General features: G+C 68.9%; 13 protein-coding genes. 7 read left to right on the forward strand and 6 right to left on the reverse strand.

Annotated features, from left to right (window positions below; genetic code table 11):
• Nucleotides 1–22: 22 nt before the first annotated feature.
• The gene (locus ACTJJM_RS08095) at nucleotides 23–928 is read left to right on the forward strand and encodes a recombination-associated protein RdgC (protein WP_005411825.1); all 906 of its coding nucleotides are present in this window, start codon (nucleotides 23–25) and stop codon (nucleotides 926–928) included.
• 59 nt (nucleotides 929–987) lie between these two features.
• Complete coding sequence (locus tag ACTJJM_RS08100; RefSeq protein WP_010487316.1) at nucleotides 988–1,767, forward strand: M48 family metallopeptidase; 780 nt, start codon at nucleotides 988–990, stop codon at nucleotides 1,765–1,767.
• Nucleotides 1,768–2,051: 284 nt separating this feature from the next.
• Here ACTJJM_RS08100 and ACTJJM_RS08105 read toward each other — a convergent pair whose 3' ends face one another.
• Nucleotides 2,052–2,918 (reverse strand): methylglyoxal synthase, encoded by an 867-nt coding sequence (locus ACTJJM_RS08105; protein WP_010487313.1) that lies wholly within the window; start codon nucleotides 2,916–2,918, stop codon nucleotides 2,052–2,054.
• 167 nt (nucleotides 2,919–3,085) lie between these two features.
• Between ACTJJM_RS08105 and ACTJJM_RS08110 the strand changes: the two genes are divergently transcribed.
• Nucleotides 3,086–5,494, forward strand: a complete 2,409-nt coding sequence (locus ACTJJM_RS08110) for an ATP-binding protein (protein ID WP_057504372.1) — start codon at nucleotides 3,086–3,088, stop codon at nucleotides 5,492–5,494.
• On the opposite strand, the gene ACTJJM_RS08115 is transcribed toward ACTJJM_RS08110, so the two are convergent.
• The 3 genes from ACTJJM_RS08115 to ACTJJM_RS08125 form a co-directional block, all read right to left on the reverse strand.
• Nucleotides 5,480–6,925, reverse strand: coding sequence for an FAD-dependent oxidoreductase (locus ACTJJM_RS08115; RefSeq protein ID WP_010487309.1), 1,446 nt, complete (start codon nucleotides 6,923–6,925; stop codon nucleotides 5,480–5,482). The two genes, ACTJJM_RS08110 and ACTJJM_RS08115, sit on opposite strands and share 15 nt — an antisense overlap.
• A 61-nt stretch (nucleotides 6,926–6,986) precedes the next feature.
• Complete coding sequence (gltB, locus tag ACTJJM_RS08120; protein WP_440865388.1) at nucleotides 6,987–11,441, reverse strand: glutamate synthase large subunit; 4,455 nt, start codon at nucleotides 11,439–11,441, stop codon at nucleotides 6,987–6,989.
• A gap of 174 nt (nucleotides 11,442–11,615) precedes the next feature.
• Nucleotides 11,616–12,005, reverse strand: a complete 390-nt coding sequence (locus ACTJJM_RS08125; protein ID WP_029380146.1) for an I78 family peptidase inhibitor — start codon at nucleotides 12,003–12,005, stop codon at nucleotides 11,616–11,618.
• A 111-nt stretch (nucleotides 12,006–12,116) separates the two neighbouring features.
• Here ACTJJM_RS08125 and ACTJJM_RS08130 point away from each other — a divergent pair, with 111 nt between their 5' ends.
• The gene (locus tag ACTJJM_RS08130) at nucleotides 12,117–13,172 is read left to right on the forward strand and encodes a DNA topoisomerase IB (protein ID WP_317215736.1); all 1,056 of its coding nucleotides are present in this window, start codon (nucleotides 12,117–12,119) and stop codon (nucleotides 13,170–13,172) included.
• Here ACTJJM_RS08130 and ACTJJM_RS08135 read toward each other — a convergent pair.
• Nucleotides 13,150–13,458 carry a hypothetical protein gene (locus ACTJJM_RS08135; RefSeq protein ID WP_010487302.1) on the reverse strand — a complete coding sequence of 103 codons (309 nt, stop codon included), beginning with the start codon at nucleotides 13,456–13,458 and terminating at the stop codon, nucleotides 13,150–13,152. The genes ACTJJM_RS08130 and ACTJJM_RS08135 overlap by 23 nt on opposite strands.
• A gap of 195 nt (nucleotides 13,459–13,653) precedes the next feature.
• Here ACTJJM_RS08135 and ACTJJM_RS08140 point away from each other — a divergent pair, with 195 nt between their 5' ends.
• Nucleotides 13,654–14,760, forward strand: a complete 1,107-nt coding sequence (locus tag ACTJJM_RS08140) for an SDR family oxidoreductase (protein ID WP_049480403.1) — start codon at nucleotides 13,654–13,656, stop codon at nucleotides 14,758–14,760.
• Here ACTJJM_RS08140 and ACTJJM_RS08145 read toward each other — a convergent pair.
• The gene (locus ACTJJM_RS08145) at nucleotides 14,717–15,829 is read right to left on the reverse strand and encodes a serine hydrolase domain-containing protein (RefSeq protein WP_043397841.1); all 1,113 of its coding nucleotides are present in this window, start codon (nucleotides 15,827–15,829) and stop codon (nucleotides 14,717–14,719) included. The genes ACTJJM_RS08140 and ACTJJM_RS08145 overlap by 44 nt on opposite strands.
• A 192-nt stretch (nucleotides 15,830–16,021) precedes the next feature.
• Between ACTJJM_RS08145 and ACTJJM_RS08150 the strand changes: the two genes are divergently transcribed.
• On the forward strand, nucleotides 16,022–16,408 hold the full coding sequence (locus tag ACTJJM_RS08150; protein WP_019661969.1) for a BlaI/MecI/CopY family transcriptional regulator: 387 nt from the start codon (nucleotides 16,022–16,024) through the stop codon (nucleotides 16,406–16,408).
• A gap of 3 nt (nucleotides 16,409–16,411) precedes the next feature.
• Entirely contained in the window at nucleotides 16,412–18,382 is a 1,971-nt protein-coding gene (locus ACTJJM_RS08155) for a M56 family metallopeptidase (protein WP_440865389.1), read from the forward strand.
• The last annotated feature ends 49 nt before the right edge of the window (nucleotides 18,383–18,431 follow it).

Genomic DNA, 18,431 nt, shown 5'->3' on the forward strand with positions numbered 1-18,431 from the left:
CCTCTTTGCCATCCGGAATTCCATGTTCTTTCGCAACCTGACGTTCTTCCGTTTCCCGACCACCACCGATTTTTCCGAAGTCGACACCCTGCTGCCGCACGCCCTGCTGAAGCCGGTCGGCGCGCTGGAAATGAACTCGCGCGGTTTCATCTCGCCGTTCGGCCGCGAGGAGAAGGAGCTGCTCTCCCACCGCATCGCCGAACACCTGTGGCTGACCGTGGGCGGGGAGGACAAGATCCTGCCGGCGGCGGTGGTCAACGACCTGCTCGAGCGCAAGCTGGAGGAGATCGAGGAGAAGGAAGGCCGCCGCCCGGGTGGCCGCGAGCGCAAGCGCATGAAGGACGACCTGCTGCATGAACTGCTGCCGCGCGCCTTCGTGAAATCCTCGCGCAACGACGCCTTCATCGACCTGCAGCACGGCTACGTGGCAGTGGATACCTCCAGCCGCAAGACCGGCGAATACTTCATGTCCGACATCCGCGGCCTGCTCGGCAGCTTCCCGGCGATGCCGCTGAACGCCGAAGTCGCGCCGCGCTCGATCCTGACCGGCTGGATCGCCGGCGAGCCGCTGCCGACCGGGCTGAGCCTGGGCGAAGAGTGCGAGATGAAGGACCCGGTGGAAGGTGGCGCGGTGGTCAAGTGCCAGCACCAGGAGCTGCGCTGCGACGAGATCGACAAGCACCTGGACGCCGGCAAGCAGGTGACCAAGCTGGCGCTGATCTTCGAGGACAACCTGTCCTTCGTGATCGGCGACGACCTGATCGTGCGCAAGCTGAAGTTCCTCGACGGTGCCTTGGACCAGCTGGAGCATGCCGACGAAGATGGCCGCCGCGCCGAGTTCGACGCCCGCTTCGCCCTGCAGAGCGCCGAGATCCGCCGCCTGTTCCTGTTGCTGGAAGAAGCCTTCAAGCTCAGCAAGGCTGACTGAACAGGCAGCCCGACGGCCGCCGGTCATCCGGCGGCCCGAAGCAGCGCTATGCTGGGTGCATGAGCCGTCTGTTGCGCCGCCTGATCAGCCCGACCCCGCCCGCCACCGTACAGCGCGACACCGTTCGCCTGCGCCTGGAGGATGCCGAGATCGAGGTACTGCGCGTGCGTGATCCGCGTGCACGGCGCATCAAGCTGAGCGTGGATGAGCGCGGCGCGCGCTTGACCCTGCCGCCGCGGGCAAGCCTGGCGATGGGCGAACGCTTCCTGGAACAGCACCGCGACTGGCTTGCACTGCAGCTGCGCCAGTACCAGGGCCAGGGCCTGCCGGCGCCGCTGCAGCCCGGCGAAGACGGCGTGCTGCCCCTGCGCGGCGAACTGCTGCCACTGCGCTGGCAGGAAGGCCGCTATGCGCGCCTGGAGATCGACGCGCACGGCGCCTGCGTGCAGTGGCCCACCCGTGGTGGTGACGCCACCCTGCGCCGTCTGCTGCGCGAGTTCTACGAAGCCCAGACCCGCGCCGACGTCGGGCGCTGGCTGCCGAAGTACCTGCCCACCCTGCCGCGCGCACCCAGCCGCCTGCGGCTGAAGGTGATGTCCTCGCAATGGGGCTCACTGGCCCCCGACGGCAGCATGGCACTGGACCTGGCCCTGGTGCTGGGCCGCTCGGAAGCGTTCGAATACGTGCTGGTGCATGAACTCTGCCACCTGATCCAGCCCAACCACTCGCCCGCGTTCTGGCACGAAGTGGAACAACGCTTCCCCGCCTGGCGCGAGCAGCGCGACTACTTCCAGCTGGAAGGGCGACGCCTGAAGGCCATGCTCAGGCAACTGCTGTAGCGCCAGCGCTACAGCAGTTGCCCACGCATTCTTCTGCAACGCGCCATGGAGCTCGCGCAGCGCGCGACCCGCTCCTGCTCTTCTTTCTTTCTTCCGTGGTGGGCACACCGGAAACTGTCGAAGGACGGGATGGGTGGGATTGCGGGGGTGTCCGCGGCATGGATGCCGCGGCCAAGCCCCCAGGGACGGGTTTACGGCGTCCCCCGCAATTCCACCCATCCCGGCCAACCTCATGATCGTGCAGACCCACCGACCACGAAGCGCTCAGCCGTTGGCCGAAACCCTCACCCCGCCCGCAGCGCCGCCGCCGCCGCCCACCGCGCCGCCACCCGCGGCGCCGTAATGCACACCGCCTGATCGGTCACCGTCGTCACCGCGCGCTCCAGCAGCTGGATATCCGCCTCATGCTGGCGCGCCACGTGCGGATCCTCGAAGAAAATCGCACGCTGGCAGCGCCCCTCCAGCACCCGGTCGGCAATCTGCGCATCACCGCCCATCGGGCCGCTCTGGTAGCGCGTCACCCACGGCGTATCACGTGGCCAGCCCCGGCTCCAGGCCAGTTCGTTCAAACGCTGGCCGGTGGTGCCCGTCGCCACCCGCTCACCGAACCGGGCCAGCACATCGAAGTGCTCATCGGCGAAGGCCAGCATCGCCGGCTTCATCGCATCGTGCGCGATCAGCGCCAGCGTCTGGCCTTCGAACGCATGCAGGTCGTCGGCGCCGCCGTCTGCCGCCAGCCCGGCGTGGACGCGCTCCACTTCGACCCAGTCGCGTGCGGTGGCCACGGTCGAAATGAACGGCTTGCCGTGAATCACGCACTGGCGCTTCAGCGCCGTGGCTTCCGGAAATACCGAGGACGGATCGACCGGGTCGATCAGGTAGATCGCGCCATCCAGTGTCCGATCCGGACCCATGCCAACGACTTCGGCGACCAGCTTCATCAGGCCACCCTCGCGACCGTAGGGATAACGGTGCAGGCCCGCGTACCCGGCCAGGAAGCCCTGTCGTTCGATCGCGTCATGGGTGCGACCGACCGCATGCAGCGACACGCCCAGCTCGCGCAGGCCGGCCTCGCTGCTGCGCAGCCAACGGAACAGCGCTGCGCGCGCGTCGTGGTGATGAAGACGGTTGGCAGCCAGGCCGATGCGCATCGAACGCTCCGCAGTTACGGGTGAAGGCGGCAGTGTATGTCGGCATTCCCCTATCTGGATGCTTTTACAACTTTCTTCATTGCCGTCGGTCCGCACGTCGATAGCGTGGCAGGCAGCGGTACCGCAGCGCGGCCGTTCCTTCCGCCCGCGAGATGAGGATGCCTACCGTGAATGTCGCCGGCTTCCCGGCAGCCATTGCTGTCATGGCCAGCCTGCTGCTGCCTGCCACGGCCTCCGCCACGGGCTGCAGGACACCGCTGCGCATCGCCTGGCCTTCCGACCGCGCACCCTTGTCGTCCAGCGAACAGGGTGAGGCACGGGGGCTCGGCGCGGTGTACCTGGAGCTGTTGGGCCGGCAACGGCCACTGCAGCTGCTGCCCGTGCCGGCCGCCAGCGTGGACCGGGATGAGCTGCCGGCCGGCACCCAGGCGCTGCTGGGGTGGCCACGCTCGCAGCTGCCCGCCGGGTGGGTGGCCAGCACGCCCTACCTGCAGCTGCCACAGGTGATCGTCCGCCGGGAGGGTACGCCGCCGGTGCTGGGCCTGGAAGATCTGCGTGGACGCACCGTGGCCAGCCCCAGCCGGATGCCGCTGCAGGGGCTGCTGGCCGAGCAGGCAGCGGGTGCACAGCTGCTGCCACCGGCAGCGCTGGACGATGCGCTCCCGCTGCTGGGCACCGGATTGATCGATGCGGTCGTCGCCAACCTCGGCGACGTCGAGGCCGCGTTGCGCCGCTACCAGGGCGATGCACTGCTGATCGCTGCGCCGGCCGGTTTCGATGATGCCCTGGTGCTGGCGACCACGCCCGCCTGCGCCGATGTCATCGTCGGCTTCGAGCACGCGCTGTCGCAGCTGACCGATACCGAGCGCGAACAGATCCGCGCGGACTGGCTGCCGGACCGGCCGCGTAATTCCCCGTCATCGTCGCCCCTGCGCTGGCTGGTGCCGGCCTCGTTGATCCTGCTCGCCCTGGCGCTGGTACATGCCTACGGTTACTGGCGGGTGCATCGCGAAAGCGTGCGCCGCCGAGTAGTGGAGCAGCGCCTGCAGGAGGTGACTGCGAACCTGCCGGCGGTGGTCTACCAGGCGCGTCGGTCGGCGGGCGGCCATTACAGCTTTCCGCAGATCGCCGGTGACGTGCAGGCCCTGTTCGGAATCAGCGTGGAGACCGCGCGGATCGATCACCAGCGGTTGTTGGCCGCGGTCCATCCGGATGACCGCAGCCAGGTGATGGCCTGTGTCGAGACGGCTGCATTGGCGCGTGGCCCGATCGACGTCACTTTCCGCACCCGTTCGCCACAAGGGTGGCGATGGGTGCGTTCGCATGGGCGGCCGTTGCCCTGCGACGACAGCGACGTCGAGTGGAGCGGCTATTGGATCGACGTCAGCGAAGTGCAGTCACGTACCCGCGCGCTGGCCGACGCGCGCCGCCAGGCCGAACAGGCAGCACAGGCCAAGGCGCACTTCCTGGCAACGATGAGCCACGAGATCCGCACCCCGATGAGCACCTTGCTGGGCATGCTCGAACGGCTGGCGGGCAGCAGGCTGGAGGCGCGCCAGCAGCAGGTGCTGGCCACGGTCGATGATGCCGCGCGGATGTTGCGGCAGATCCTCGACGATGTCCTGCACAGCCAGCGCCTGCAGGGCGCACCACTGCAGCTGCGGCCCATCGATCTGGCGGCACTGGTGCGTGCGGTGCAGCAACTGCTGATGCCGGTGGCCGCCAGCCGCGGCCTGCACCTGCAGGTGGTGCTGGATCCGGAGATGCAGCCGGGATCGCTGGCCGACGGTCTGCGCCTGCGCCAGATCCTGTTCAACCTGGCCGGCAACGCATTGAAGTTCACCCGGCAGGGCCACGTGGAACTGCAGGTGCAGGTACTGCAGCAGCGTGACGGCGGCCAGCAGCTGCGCCTGCAGGTGAGCGACAGCGGCGTGGGCATCAGCGAGGAGCGCCAGCAGGCGGTGTTCGCCGCCTATACCCAGGCGGAGCGCTCGACCACACGGCGCTTCGGCGGCAGTGGGCTGGGCCTGGCGATCTGCCGCGAGCTGGCGACCTCGATGGGCGCGGAGCTGCAGCTGCGCAGCTCACCCGGGAAAGGCACCACGGTCTGGCTGGATCTGGACCTGGATGCCTGCGAGGCACCCGTGGCTGCACCTTCGGCGGCGGTTGCGGACGAGCGTCCATTGCCGGCGTCGCGCGTGCTGGTGGCTGAAGACCATCCCACCAACCTGCATCTGCTGGAGCAACGCCTGTGTGCGCTCGGGCTGCAGGTCCACGCCTGTACCGACGGACGGTCGGCGCTTGCAGCATGGCAGGCGCAGCCGTTCGAGCTGGTGATTACCGACTGCCACATGCCGGGCATGGACGGCTTTGCACTGGCGCGGGCGATCCGCGCCGATGCCTGCCCGGCGCGAGCGCAGGTGCCGATCATCGCGCTCACGGCCAGCGTGATGGAAAGCACCCGCGAAGCCTGTCGTGTGGCTGGCATCGACCACTTCCTGGCCAAGCCGGTGGAGCCGCACGTATTGCGGGCGCTGCTGGCGGTACTGCTGGTGCCGGACTCAGTGGGCCAGTAGCCGCACGATGCTGGCGGCGGCGTCGCGGCCCTCGGCCACGGCGGTCACTACCAGATCGGCACCGCGCACTGCGTCACCACCGGCGAACAGGCGCGGATGCGCGGTCTGGAACGGCAGGCGGTCCTTGCCGCCGGCCACGATGCGGCCGTTGGACTGGCCTTCCACGCCATGCTCGGACAGCCATGCCGGCAAGGTCGGTGAGAAGCCGAAGGCGATGATCACCACGTCCGCTTCCAGCAGCGATTCGCTGCCCTCGATCGGCACCGCGTTCTGGCGGCCGTTGGCATCCGGTTCGCCCAGCCGGGTCTCGACCACGGTCACGCCGATCACTTCGTCATCAGCACCGGCCTCGATCGACAGCGGCTGGCGGTTGAACAGGAAGCGCACGCCTTCCTCGCGTGCATTGGCCACTTCGCGCGCGCTGCCGGGCATGTTCGCTTCGTCACGGCGGTAGGCGCAGGTGACCTTGGCTGCGCCCAGCCGCACGGCGCTGCGCACGCAGTCCATGCCGGTATCGCCGCCACCGAGCACCACCACGCGCTTGCCGTTGAGATCGGGCAGGGCGATGGTGTCCTCCCAGCCGGCGATCGGCCGGCCCTCAGGGTCATCGCCACTGACGATGCGGCTGTTCTGCACCAGGAACGGCAGCGCCGGCAGCACGCCCTTCAGGTCCTGGCCGTCGAGGCCGCCATCGGTGTAGCGGTAGGCGCCGGTGCCGACGAACACGGCGTCGTGGCTGTCCAGCAGCTGCTGCACGCTGACATCGCGGCCGATCTCCACGCCGAGGCGGAACTGCACGCCCATGCCTTCGAGCACTTCGCGGCGGCGATGGATCACGTCCTTGTCCAGCTTGAAGCTGGGAATGCCGAACTGCAGCAGGCCGCCGATCTGTTCGTAGCGGTCGTAGACCACGGCGGTGATGCCAGCGCGTGCCAGGCGGTCGGCACAGGCCAGCCCGGCGGGGCCGGCGCCGATCACCGCCACGCTGTGGCCGGTCGGCTGCACCGCGCCCAGGTCCGGGCGCCAGCCGCTGGCCAGCGCGGTATCGACGATGTACTTCTCCACCGCGCCAATGGTCACCGCACCGAATTCTTCCAGCGTGCAGCTGCCTTCGCACAGCCGGTCCTGCGGGCACACCCGGCCGCACACTTCCGGCAGCGGATTGGTGCTGTGGCACAGCGTGGCCGCCTCGTGAATGCGGTTTTCCTGCACCAGCTGCAGCCACTGCGGAATGGCGTTGTGCACCGGGCACTTCCAGCTGCAGTAAGGATTGCCGCAGTCCAGGCAGCGGCCGGCCTGGTACTGGGCGTCTTCCTTGCCGAACTTGCCGTACAGCTCGCCCCAGTCGCCGGACGTGCGCAGTTCCACCGGAATGCGCTGCGGCATGGTGCGGGGCAGGTCGAGGAACTGGAAGGCGTGCTTGCGGCTCATGGCGGGCTCTGGAATGCGAGGGGGAACGTTGCCGGCCAGCGGCCGGCACTACCGGAAAACATCACGCAGCGCGTCGCAGGGTTTCGGTCAGTGACTCGATGCTGGCGGCCTTCGGTTTGACCAGCCAGAACTTGCCGATGTAATCGCGGAACTCGTCCAGGATCTGCTGCGCCCAGATGCTGCCGGTCAGCTCGCGATGGCGGCCGATCAGGCGATGCAGATGCTGGCGGTAGTTCTCGAAGCCCTCGGCGGAGACGCGATGGATGTCGATCAGCTCGTGGTTGTAGCGATCGACGAAATCGCGGTCCACGTCCAGCACGTAGGCCAGGCCACCGGTGAAGCCGGCACCGAAGTTCAGGCCGACCTTGCCCAGCACCAGCACCACGCCGTCGGTCATGTACTCGCAGCAGTGATCACCGGCGCCCTCGACCACCGCCAGCGCGCCGGAATTGCGCACCGCGAAGCGCTCGCCCGCGCGGCCGGCGGCGAACAGCTCGCCCCCGGTGGCGCCATACAGGCAGGTGTTGCCGATGATCGCGGTGCTGCGTGCCTCGAAGCGGGCGCCACGTGGCGGGCGCACCACCAGGCGGCCACCGGCCATGCCCTTGCCGACGTAGTCGTTGGCTTCGCCTTCCACTTCCAGGTGCAGGCCACCGACGTTGAACGCGCCAAAGCTCTGCCCGGCGCTGCCGCGGAAGCGCAGTTCCAGCGGCGCCTCGGCCATGCCCTGGTTGCCGTGTGCGCGCGCCACTGCACCGGCCAGGCGGGTGCCGATGCTGCGGTCGGTGTTGTGGATCAGGAAGCGGTGTTCGCCGCCGCGCTTGTGCTCGATGGCCGGGGCCAGCAGGCCATCCATCTGCGTGGCCAGGCTGTCCGGCGATTCGTACAGCCGCTGCGCGGCGCAATGGCTGCCCTCGTAGCGGCTGTCGGCCAGCAGGCGTGACAGGTCCACGCGCACGCCATCACGGGGCGCTGCCTCGATCTGTCGCAGCAGGTCGGTGCGGCCGACGATCTCTTCCAGCGAACGCGCGCCCAGGTACGACAGCCAGCCGCGCACTTCTTCGGCCAGCAGGCGGAAGAAGTTCTCCACGCGCTCGGGCTGGCCGGTGAAGTGGTTCTCGCGCAGGCGTTCGTCCTGGGTGGCCACGCCGGTGGCGCAGTTGTTGAGGTGGCAGATGCGCAGGTACTTGCAGCCCAGCACGATCATCGGCGCAGTGCCGAAGCCGAAGCTGTCGGCACCCAGCAGTGCGGCCTTGACCACGTCCAGGCCGGTCTTCAGGCCGCCGTCGGTCTGCAGCAGGGTGCGCCCACGCAGGTCGTTGGCCAGCAGCGCCTGGTGCGCTTCGGCCACGCCCAGTTCCCACGGCACGCCGGCATAGCGGATGGAGCTGACCGGCGAAGCGCCGGTGCCGCCGTCATGGCCGGAAATGGTGATCAGGTCCGCGCCGGCCTTGACCACGCCCGCGGCAATCGTGCCGACGCCGGCATGGCTGACCAGCTTTACCGAGACCAGCGCGGTTGGGTTGACCTGCTTGAGGTCGTAGATCAGCTGCGCGAGGTCTTCGATCGAATAGATGTCGTGGTGCGGCGGCGGTGAGATCAGGCCGATACCCGGCCTGGCATAGCGCAGGCGGGCGATCAGCTCGTTGACCTTGTGGCCGGGCAGCTGGCCGCCTTCGCCGGGCTTGGCGCCCTGCGCGACCTTGATCTGCAGCACCTCGGCGTTGACCAGGTACTCAGCGGTGACACCGAAGCGGCCCGAGGCCACCTGCTTGATCTTGCTGCGCTTTGCGGTGCCATAGCGGGCGGGATCCTCACCGCCTTCGCCGGAATTGCTGCGGCCACCGAGGCGGTTCATGGCAATGGCCAGCGCCTCGTGCGCTTCCGGCGACAGTGCGCCCAGGCTGATCGCAGCAGTATCGAAGCGCGGGAACAGGGTACTGGCCGGGGCGACCTCGTCCAGCGGCACGGGCGTGGCCGCTGGAACCAGTTCCAGCAGGTCGCGCAGCGCCGACGGCGGCCGTGCATGCACGGCATCGCAGTACTGCTGCCACGCACGCGGGTCGCCGCTGCGCGCCGCGCGCTGCAGGGTGGTCACCACGTCCGGGTTGTACATGTGGTACTCGCCGCCGTGCACGTACTTCAGCAGGCCGCCAACGTCCACGTCCTGCTGTGCGTCCCAGGCCTGCGCGCACAGCTCACGCGCGTCGGCGTCCAGGCGGGCGAAGCCGGCGCCGCCAATGCGCGAGGCGGTATCCGGGAAGCACAGGTCCACCACGTCCGGTTCCAGGCCGATGATCTCGAACAGCTGCGCGCCGCGGTAGCTGGCCACGGTGCAGATGCCCATCTTCGAGATGATCTTCGACAGGCCCTTGTAGACGCCCTTGCGGTAACGGCGGCCGATCTGCGACTGCTCACCGCCCTTGCTCAGCTTGAGGATGCCGCGGCGGCCCAGATCGAACAGGGTCTGGTAGGCCAGGTACGGATACACCGCGGTGGCGCCGAAGCCGAGCAGGCAGGCCATGTGGTGCGGGTCGCGCGCGGTGCCGGTCTCGACGATCAGGTTCACGTCGCAGCGCAGGCCCAGGCGCGAGAGGTGGTGGTGGATGGCGCTGGTGGCGAGCAGGGCATGCACCATCGGCCGCCCGGCCACCGGGTAGCGGTCGGACAGCAGCAGCATCACCATGCCGTCGCGTGCGGCCTGCTCGGCTTCGGCGCAGATGCGCTCGATGCCGGCACGCAGGCCCTCGTCTTCGCTGTAGGACAGGTCGAGCAGGCGATTGGCCTGCACGTACTGGTCCATCTTCAGCAGCTGGCGCAGCTTGCGCTGGCTCAGCACCGGCGAGTTGAGGATGACGTGGTTCACCGTCTCCGGGCCGGCATGGAAGATGTTGGTCTCCTTGCCGAGCTGGGTGGACAGGGACATCGCGCAGTCTTCGCGCAGCGGATCGATCGGCGGGTTGGTGACCTGCGCGAAGGCCTGGCGGAAATAGTCGTACAGCGGTCGGCTGCGCTGGCTCAGCACCGCCATTGGCGTGTCGTCGCCCATCGAGCCGGTGGCTTCCTGCTCGGTCTCGGCCAGCGGCCGCAGTACCTGTTCCACTTCCTCGCTGCTGAGCTGGTACAGCTTGTGGTAGCTGCGCAGGGTGCCTTCGTCGAAGGGCTCTTCCACAAGCGAGGGGTCGATCAGTTCGGTCTGCAGGTAGGTCACGCCCTGCTGCAACCACTGCTTGTACGGCGCGCGACCACGGTTGATGCGGTCCACCGCGTCGGAGTCGAGCAGGTCACCACGCTTGAGGTCGATGGCCACCATTTCGCCTGGGCCGAGCTTGCCCTTGCGCACCACGCGCTCGGTCGGCACTTCCCACACGCCCGCTTCGGAGGCGACCAGGAAGTGGCGGTCGGCGGTCAGCATCCAGCGCGCCGGACGCAGGCCGTTGCGGTCGAGGGTACACACGGCGTAGCGGTTGTCGCAGGCGACGATGCCGGCCGGGCCGTCCCACGGCTCGCTGTTGAGGCCATGGAATTCGTAGAACGCGGCCAGGTCCGGGTCCTTGAATTCCAGCGACTGCGTGGCCGGCGGCACCAGGATGCGCAGCGCCTGGATCAGCTCCATGCCACCGGCGACCATCAGCTCCAGCATGTTGTCCAGGCTCTGCGAATCCGAACCGTGCATGGAGATGACCGGATCGAATTCGGCGATGTCGAAGCGCGGGGTCTTCCACACCTTGCTGCGCGCCTGCGCCCAGCGCCGGTTGCCTTCGATGGTGTTGATCTCGCCGTTGTGGGCGAGCATGCGGAACGGGTGGGCCAGCGGCCAGCGCGGCAGCGTGTTGGTGGAGAAGCGCTGGTGGAACACGATGGCGCTGGAGGCCAGTTCGCGGCGCTGCAGGTCCGGGAAGAAGCGGCTGAGCTTGTCCGGCAGCACCATGCCCTTGTAGCTGATCGCATCCGGGGTGAGGGTGGTGACGTAGAAGTCGGTGTGTTCGCGCAGCAGCTGCTCGCTGCGGCGACGGGCCAGGAACAGCGCCAGCGCGAAGCCGGCATCATCCTGGCCGACGCCGGCGTCGACGAACACCTGTTCGATGCGCGGCAGCGTGTCGCGCGCCAGCTGGCCGCAGACGCTGTCGTCGGTCGGTACCTCGCGCCAGCCGGCAACCTTGCAGCCCACCGCTTCCACCTGCGCCTGCAGCTGCGCGCGGCAGGCCTGCGCCGCGTCGGCGTCGTGCGGCAGGAAGACCAGGCCGGCGGCGAAGCGTGCGGAGACCGCGATACCGGCTTCGCTGGCCAGCAGTTTCAGGAAGGCATCGGGGCGGCGCAGCAGCAGGCCACAGCCATCACCGGTCAGGCCATCGGCGGCGACACCGCCACGGTGGGTCATGCGCGAAAGCGCGGCGATGGCGGTATCAACCAACAGGCGCGATGGTTGATCGTCGAGCTGGGCGACCATGCCAAATCCACAGGCATCGCGCTCGGAGCGCGGGTCGTAAAGCCCTTGGCGGTTGCGGGGGGCCATCTCTACCTCGATGCGTATAGGGTTGGCGGCGACACTCGTCCCCGCTCATTCCCTGGAGCGCATCGTGAGGCCACCGGATGCCTCGACTAGATCACAGGTTGCTGCAACGCCGCAATACACGGTTGCAGGTGCAACAGAACGCGCCGGCAACCCAGTGCCGGCGCGGGGCGGGACTCAGCCGCAGCGCGCGCCGCTGACGGCGCCCTTGGCGTCCACTTCGATGTTCAGGCGGTCGCCGAGGAACTCCATCGTGGCCACGTCGTTGGGCTTCAGTACGCGCACCTGGCTGGCACCTGCATCTTCCTGTGCCTGTTTGCCCAGTGCATCGGTGTAGGCCTGGCCGACCAGGCTCTGCACCTGGCTGGCATCGCAGGTACCGACCGGCGGCGCCTCGGTGGCCTTGCCGGCTTCGTCGGCCGGCGCCTTGGCGGCTTCGGCGGCCTGCTGGGCATGGGCCGTGGCCGAATCCTGTTCATCCAGCGCCGGTGCCTGGCAGGCGGTCAGGGCCAGCACGGCCGGCAGCAACAGGGCGGAGAGCGAACGGGCGCGAATCGGGAACGACATCATGACTCCGGAAGGGGTTGTGAAGACCCGAGCATAGCGGCGAACCGGCCCTCACGTGTTTGTCTTGTGTTATCGACAGGATCGCGGCATGGCGACAGCGACACTACAGGCATGCCAACCCCCTCCACCCCCGAACGACAGGCCGCGCGCGCGGCCGGCCTGCGCTATGTCGACGACACTCAGCCGGGCATCAGCCGGCGCCGCGCCGGCAAGGGTTTCAGCTACCGCGATGCTGACGGCCACGCGATACGCGACGCCACCACGCTGCAGCGCATCCGGGCGCTGGCCATCCCGCCGGCCTACACCGCCGTGTGGATCTGTGCACACGCCAACGGCCACCTGCAGGCCACCGGCCGCGATGCGCGCGGGCGCAAGCAGTACCGCTACCACGCCGACTGGGCCAAAGAGCGGGATGCCGGCAAGTTCGACCGCATCATTGCGTTTGGCGAGGCCTTGCCCGCGCTGCGGCGGCGGTTGTCACGGGATCTCAAGCGACCTGGGTTTCCGCAGGAAAAGGTGCTGGCCATGGTGGTCGCGCTGTTGGCGGATACCCTGGTGCGGGTCGGCAATGAAACCTATGCACAACAGAACCGTTCGTTCGGACTGACCACACTGCGCAACCGCCATCTGGAACTGCTGCGCGGCGGCCGGGTGCGCATGCGCTTCCGCGGCAAGTCCGGGCAGCTGCAGGAGGTGACCGTGGGCGACCGCAGGCTGGGGCTGCTGGTGCGGCGCCTGCAGCAGCTGCCGGGGCAGGCGCTGTTCCAGTACCGCGATGACGACGGTGCGCTGCAGCCGGTGGATTCCGGCGCGGTGAACGATTACCTGCGCGAGGTGATGGGCGAGGACTTCACTGCCAAGGACTTCCGCACCTGGGGCGGCACCGTGGCGGCGGTGCAGGCGTTTGCCGCCACCAAGCTGCCGGAACCGGCCAGCCAGCGCGCGCTGGCGCAGGCGCAGCGCGCGGTGGTGTGCGAGGTGGCAGCGCTGCTGGGCAACACGCCTGCGGTGTGCCGCAAGGCCTACATCGACCCTTGCGTGTTTGCCGGCTGGGAGCGCGGTGAACTGGCGAAACTGGCCGGCCTGCGCGGGCCGCGCCAGTGGGAACAGGCTACCCTGCGCGTGCTGCGCAGGGCGCGCCGGCTCAGCCGCAGTAGATCGCGGTGATGTTGTTGGTGCGGCCCTTCTCGATGGTCAGGCGGTCGCCGCCTTCGCTGGCCGGCGGCACCCGCGGACCATCATGGCGCAGCACCCGCACGTGCAGGCTGTCGCTGTCCACGCGTGCGCGGGCCACGGTGGCGTCCGAAGCGGCCAGGCCGAGTGCGCCGCGCACCATGTCGCTGTGGCACTGCCCGGAAATGACGCCGTCGATCGGCTGCACCTGCGCCATTGGCGTGCTGCTGCAGGCGGCAAGGGCAAAGCAGGCGGCGGCGGTGGCGATGGCAAGTTTCATGGAGGCGTTCCTTGTTTGATTGCGTGCAGGGTGCGACGTCAGACGTGGTGGCGGAATGAATGCCGTGCACATCGTGGACACGGCGCGCTCACCGCCGCCAACAGCGTGGGTGGAGACACTGCAGGAGCGGCAAGGGCCGCCCCCGGTAGTGCCGGCCGCTGGCCGGCAGCCCCTTTCCCTCCCGAGGAGACCTGCATGGCCACCACCAAGAAAGCCCCCGTCCGCCGCAAAGCCTCGCCCAAGGTGCGCAAAGGCAGCACCGCAAGCAAGACTGTCGCCGCCCCCGATCGCCCGCGCGTGGTGAAGACTGCCACCCGCAAGGCGGCCGCCAGCGATCCACGCGCAGCGCGCGTCGCGGCCCGGCAGCGGCGCCTGCAGGATCAAGAAAAGGCCAAGGACGTGCGCGCGGCAAAAAAAGCAACGAAGAAGACCGCGACCCAGGCCGGTGCGCGCCGGCAACCGGAGGCGATGCCGGCGCAGCAGCTGGCCAAGCCTGGGCATGAACACGAACTGGAGCTGGCGCCGCGTTTCCTTGCACCGGACTACGCCGGCAGCGGCAAGCTGCAGGGCATGCGCGCGATCATCACCGGTGGCGATTCTGGTATCGGCCGTGCGGTGGCAGTACTGTTCGCCCGCGAAGGCGCCGATGTGGCGGTACTGCACCTGGACGAGGCCGAGGACGCGAACATCACCCGCCAGCACGTGGAGCGCGAAGGCGGCCGCTGCGTGGTGATCGCCGGTGACGTGCGCGATCCGCGCTTCTGCAACAAGGCGGTCAAGCAGGTGGCCAAGGCGTTCGGCGGCATCGACATCCTGGTCAACAACGCCGCGTTCCAGCTGCATTGCGAGCGGCTGGAAGACCTGGAAGACGCGCATCTGCAGGAAACCCTGCAGACCAACATCGGCGGTTACATCCAGATGGCGCGCGCGGTGCTACCGCACCTGGGCGAGGGTGCCAGCATCATCAACACAGGATCGGAAACGGGAATCTTCGGCAGCAAGGCGCTGATCGACTACTCGGCCACCAAGGGCGCGATCCATGCGTTCACCAAGGCGCTGGCCAGCCAGCTGCTGCCACGTGGCATCCGGGTCAACTGCGTGGCGCCGGGGCCGGTGTGGACGCCGTTGAACCCCGCCGACAAGCAGGCCGAAGATGTTGCGGAGTTCGGCAAGGACAGTGACATGGGGCGGCCCGCACAACCCGAAGAACTGTCGCCCGCCTATGTGTTCCTGGCTTCGCCGGTCTGTGCCAGTTACATCAGCGGGGTGATCCTGCCGGTGATGGGCGGGCCGCGGGGATGAGGCCCGCAGCCGTTGCGGCAGGCGTGTAGAAATCGGCGATGCGTGGAATGAAGCGCTGCGGATTGGCACCGACCAGGTTGGTCAGCACCACCACCGCCACGCCTCGCGCGGGGTAGACCACGAAGGCCGAGCGCGCGCCGCCGATGCCGGCCACCTGCAGGTCGGGCGCTGCCTGCAGCACCGGCCAGCCGCCGGCCCACGGACCGGCGCGGCCATCGGCCAGAGGCTCGACCGACCACATCCGCCGCCGTGAGTGGTCCTGCAGCAGGCGGCCTTCGGTCAGCGCGACCAGCCAGCGTGCGGTGTCGTCGGCGGTGGTGAGGATGCCGCCGCCGGCCCATAGGCTCGGCGGGATGTCGTAGAACCAGTGCGACAGGCGCGGCGGAGCGTCGGCGGCATCGGTCGCGCGCGGCGCCAGGCTGTACATCGTCGCCACATCCGGAATCAGGTCGTAGCTGTCGCCGAAGGTCGTGCGCGCCATGCGTGCGCCGCTGAACTGGCCCGTGGTGAGGAAGCGCTCGTAGGACATGCCCGATTGCTGCGCGATGATCCGCGCCAGCAGCACGTAGTTGGTCTGGTTGTAGGCAAAGCGCTGCCCGGGTGGCGCTTCGACAGGGCGCACGGTGACCGCCGCCCATGCCTGCGCTTCGGACCCACCGCCCAGCAGGCCATTCGCATCGAGGATGTCCGGCAGGCCCGAGGTATGGTCGAGCAGCTGGCGCACGCGTACATCCTTCCATGCTGCTGGAAGATCGTGCAGGTAGCGCGAGGCGGGTGCATCCAGTTCCAGTCGCCCCTGCTCCGCCAGCTGTGCGATGGCGACTCCGGTGAAAGCCTTGGTGGCTGAATTGAGCGGGAAGCGGGTGTCACGCGAGGCGAGCACGCCGTTCTCCACGTTGGCCAAGCCATAGGTTTCGGAGAGCACGATCTGGCCGTCCTTGACCACGGCCAGCTGCAGCCCGGGGATGCGCTCGTCCAGCATGATCTGGCGGATCAGCCGGCGGGTCTGGTCGTTGGCCTGGTCCTGGTTGGCAGACACCGCGGCGAAGGGCAGGGCACTGATGAGCATGAGCACGACTCGAAGCGTTGGGCGGAACATGCGGGATTCCGGAAAGGCGTCGAGGGTCGGATGCACCGGCGGCGGAAAAGGTTTAACCGCCCCGGATGGTCCTACCGTTCGTCGGCCCATGACTTCCGGGGGGTTGACTACAGTTGTCGTCAAGCTGACAGTGACGACACGTGTAGTCAAGGGAGTGGTGTCATGCGTGGCAAGACGATCGGGGACCAGGAACTGGCCCTGCTGCAGTACATCGATGAACATGCGCCGGCCAGCGTGGGCGAGGTCGCCAGCGGCTACGGCGAGGCCCGTGGCCTGGCCCGTTCCACCGTGCTGACGATGATGGAACGGCTGCGGGCGAAGGGCTATCTTCAGCGCCGGCAGCAGGACGGCGTCTACCGCTACCAGGCCACCCGGGGCCCGCAGAGCGTGCTGCAGGGTGCCGTGGCCCAGTTCGTCGACAACACCCTGCAGGGGTCGGTGTCGCCGTTCGTGGCCTACCTGTCGCAGCGCCAGCAGGTCAGCGACAACGAGCTGGCCGAGCTGGAAGCGCTGGTTGCCCAACTCCAATCGCGTCGCCACGAGGGCTGAGCCATGGACACCACGATGCTGATCCCGATGCTGGAACGGCTGGGCTGGACCAGCCTGCAGACCGTGCTGCTGGTGGCCCTGGTGTATGGCCTGTGCCGCGCGCTGCCGTCGCTGTCGGCGGCCACCCGCTGCCGCCTGTGGTGGCTGGTCTCGCTGCAGGCCGTGCTCGGCCTGTTCTGGAGCCAGCCGCTGCAGCTGGCCTGGCTGCCGGCACCGCAGGCGGTGGCGATGACCGCCACCGACGTTGCCGCTGATCTGGTGTACCCACTGGCGCCGGAAGCCTCGGCGCAGCTGCTGGCCGCGATGCCGATGCCTGCGGCGGACGTGCCGGCGGTTGCGTGGTGGGCGGTCGCACTGGCTGCGCTGTGGCTGTCCGGCGTGCTGCTGATGGTGTTGCGCACCTTCGGTGAGTGGCGCCGCTGCCGCGCACTGCTGGCTGCGGCCCATCCCTGCGAGGACGAGGCGCTGGTGCAGGCCCTGCAGCTGGCCTCCGACGCGCACGGCGTGCGCCCTGCGCCGCGGCTGTGGATGAGCGCGCAGGTGGACTCGCCGCAGCTGATCGGGCCGTTCCGCCCAGTGCTGCTGCTGCCGGCCGGCGACAACGCCCTGCAGGGCGACGCGCTGGACCTGGCACTGACCCACGAACTGCAGCACCTGCAGCGGCGTGACCTGCAGTGGGGCCTGCTGCCCGCGTTGGCGCAGCACCTGTTCTTCTTCCACCCGCTGCTGCGGCTGTCGGTGCGCGAATACGCCCAGGCCCGCGAGGAAGCGGTGGATGCGGCGGTGGTCGGCCAGCACGGTGCCAGCCGCCAGGCCTATGGCCGCCTGCTGCTGCAGCTGGGCGTGGCACCGCAGCCGCACCTGGGCGTGGCCAGCGCCGCACCAAGCACCACCAGCCTCAAGCGTCGCCTGCTCTCGCTGCAGTCGCACCGGTCCTGTCCGCGTCTGCTGGCGATCGCGTTGACTGCCGCGGTGGTGGTGGTGGGCGTGGCGCCGATGCGGCTGGTCGCAGCGCCGGTGCCGCCGGCACCGCCCGCGCCGCCGGCTGCACCGAAGGCCGTGGTGCCCCCGCCGCCGGCGCCGAAGGTTCCGCCTGCTCCGCCGATGTCGGCGCGCGCGCCGGCGGTGCCGGTGGCCCCTGCGCCGCCCGCCGAGCCCGCCGACGTCGAGGAGCTGTCCGGCCCGGACGATGCGGATGTGGCGGTTGACGTGGATGTCGACGTCGACCCCGGCATCGACGCCGGCCGCAGCACCTCGCGCAGTTCCTCCATCACCACCTACGGGCGGCTGGATCTGAGCACGTCGCCGCCGCAGGCGTTCGTGCTGGTCGATGGTGATTCAACCTTCGCCAACGGCGGCATCGACGACGTGACGCTGGCGCGCAAGCAGCTCGGCAAGGGACCGGCGCTGTGGTTCCGCCAGGGCAGTGAGCGCTACATCGTGCGTGACCCGATGCTGATCCAGTCGTTGCAGCGTGCCTACGCGGGTGCGTCCGACCTGGGGCAGCAGCAGAGCGCACTGGGCCGCCAGCAGAGCGCACTCGGCAAGCAGATGGGCGAGATGGGCCGGCTGCAGGGTGAGGAGGCGCGCCGTATCGCGTTGGTGGCGGTCGAGGCTGCGCGCAGTGCGATGAGCGCGCACGACATCAATCGCGAAGCCGCCGCCGAAGCCGCGAAGGCGGCACGCGGGGCGACCAGCGACGCCGCAGTTGCGCGTGAAGCCGCCCGTGAGGCGGCCGCCGAGGCACGTCGTGCGATGCAGGAAGCCCGCAGCCAGGCCGCACAGTCCAGCCGCACCCGCGACATGAACCGCTTGGCCAGCCAGCAGGCCGAACTGGCCAGCCGCCAGGCGGCGCTGGGCAGCCAGCAGGCCGCGCTGGGCGAACGCCAGGCGCAGGTGCACGCGCGGGCGGCACAGCAGGCGCAGCTGGTGATCGCCCGCGCATTGGCCAGCGGCAAGGCCGAGCGCCTCTGATCGGTAGTGGGGGGGGGGAGGGGGGGAAGAAAAACAAAAAAAAAAAGCA

The sequence above is a fragment of the Stenotrophomonas sp. 22692 genome (assembly GCF_052045015.1).
Lineage (GTDB): Bacteria > Pseudomonadota > Gammaproteobacteria > Xanthomonadales > Xanthomonadaceae > Stenotrophomonas > Stenotrophomonas geniculata.

Coding starts and splice junctions, on each gene's coding strand:
- ACTJJM_RS08095 (WP_005411825.1), top strand. CDS start 23: ATGTTCTTTCGCAACCTGACGTTCTTCCGTTTCCCGACCACCACCGAT.
- ACTJJM_RS08100 (WP_010487316.1), top strand. CDS start 988: ATGAGCCGTCTGTTGCGCCGCCTGATCAGCCCGACCCCGCCCGCCACC.
- ACTJJM_RS08105 (WP_010487313.1), bottom strand. CDS start 2,918: ATGCGCATCGGCCTGGCTGCCAACCGTCTTCATCACCACGACGCGCGC.
- ACTJJM_RS08115 (WP_010487309.1), bottom strand. CDS start 6,925: ATGAGCCGCAAGCACGCCTTCCAGTTCCTCGACCTGCCCCGCACCATG.
- gltB (WP_440865388.1), bottom strand. CDS start 11,441: ATGGCCCCCCGCAACCGCCAAGGGCTTTACGACCCGCGCTCCGAGCGC.
- ACTJJM_RS08125 (WP_029380146.1), bottom strand. CDS start 12,005: ATGTCGTTCCCGATTCGCGCCCGTTCGCTCTCCGCCCTGTTGCTGCCG.
- ACTJJM_RS08130 (WP_317215736.1), top strand. CDS start 12,117: ATGCCAACCCCCTCCACCCCCGAACGACAGGCCGCGCGCGCGGCCGGC.
- ACTJJM_RS08135 (WP_010487302.1), bottom strand. CDS start 13,458: ATGAAACTTGCCATCGCCACCGCCGCCGCCTGCTTTGCCCTTGCCGCC.
- ACTJJM_RS08140 (WP_049480403.1), top strand. CDS start 13,654: ATGGCCACCACCAAGAAAGCCCCCGTCCGCCGCAAAGCCTCGCCCAAG.
- ACTJJM_RS08145 (WP_043397841.1), bottom strand. CDS start 15,829: ATGCTCATCAGTGCCCTGCCCTTCGCCGCGGTGTCTGCCAACCAGGAC.
- ACTJJM_RS08150 (WP_019661969.1), top strand. CDS start 16,022: ATGCGTGGCAAGACGATCGGGGACCAGGAACTGGCCCTGCTGCAGTAC.
- ACTJJM_RS08155 (WP_440865389.1), top strand. CDS start 16,412: ATGGACACCACGATGCTGATCCCGATGCTGGAACGGCTGGGCTGGACC.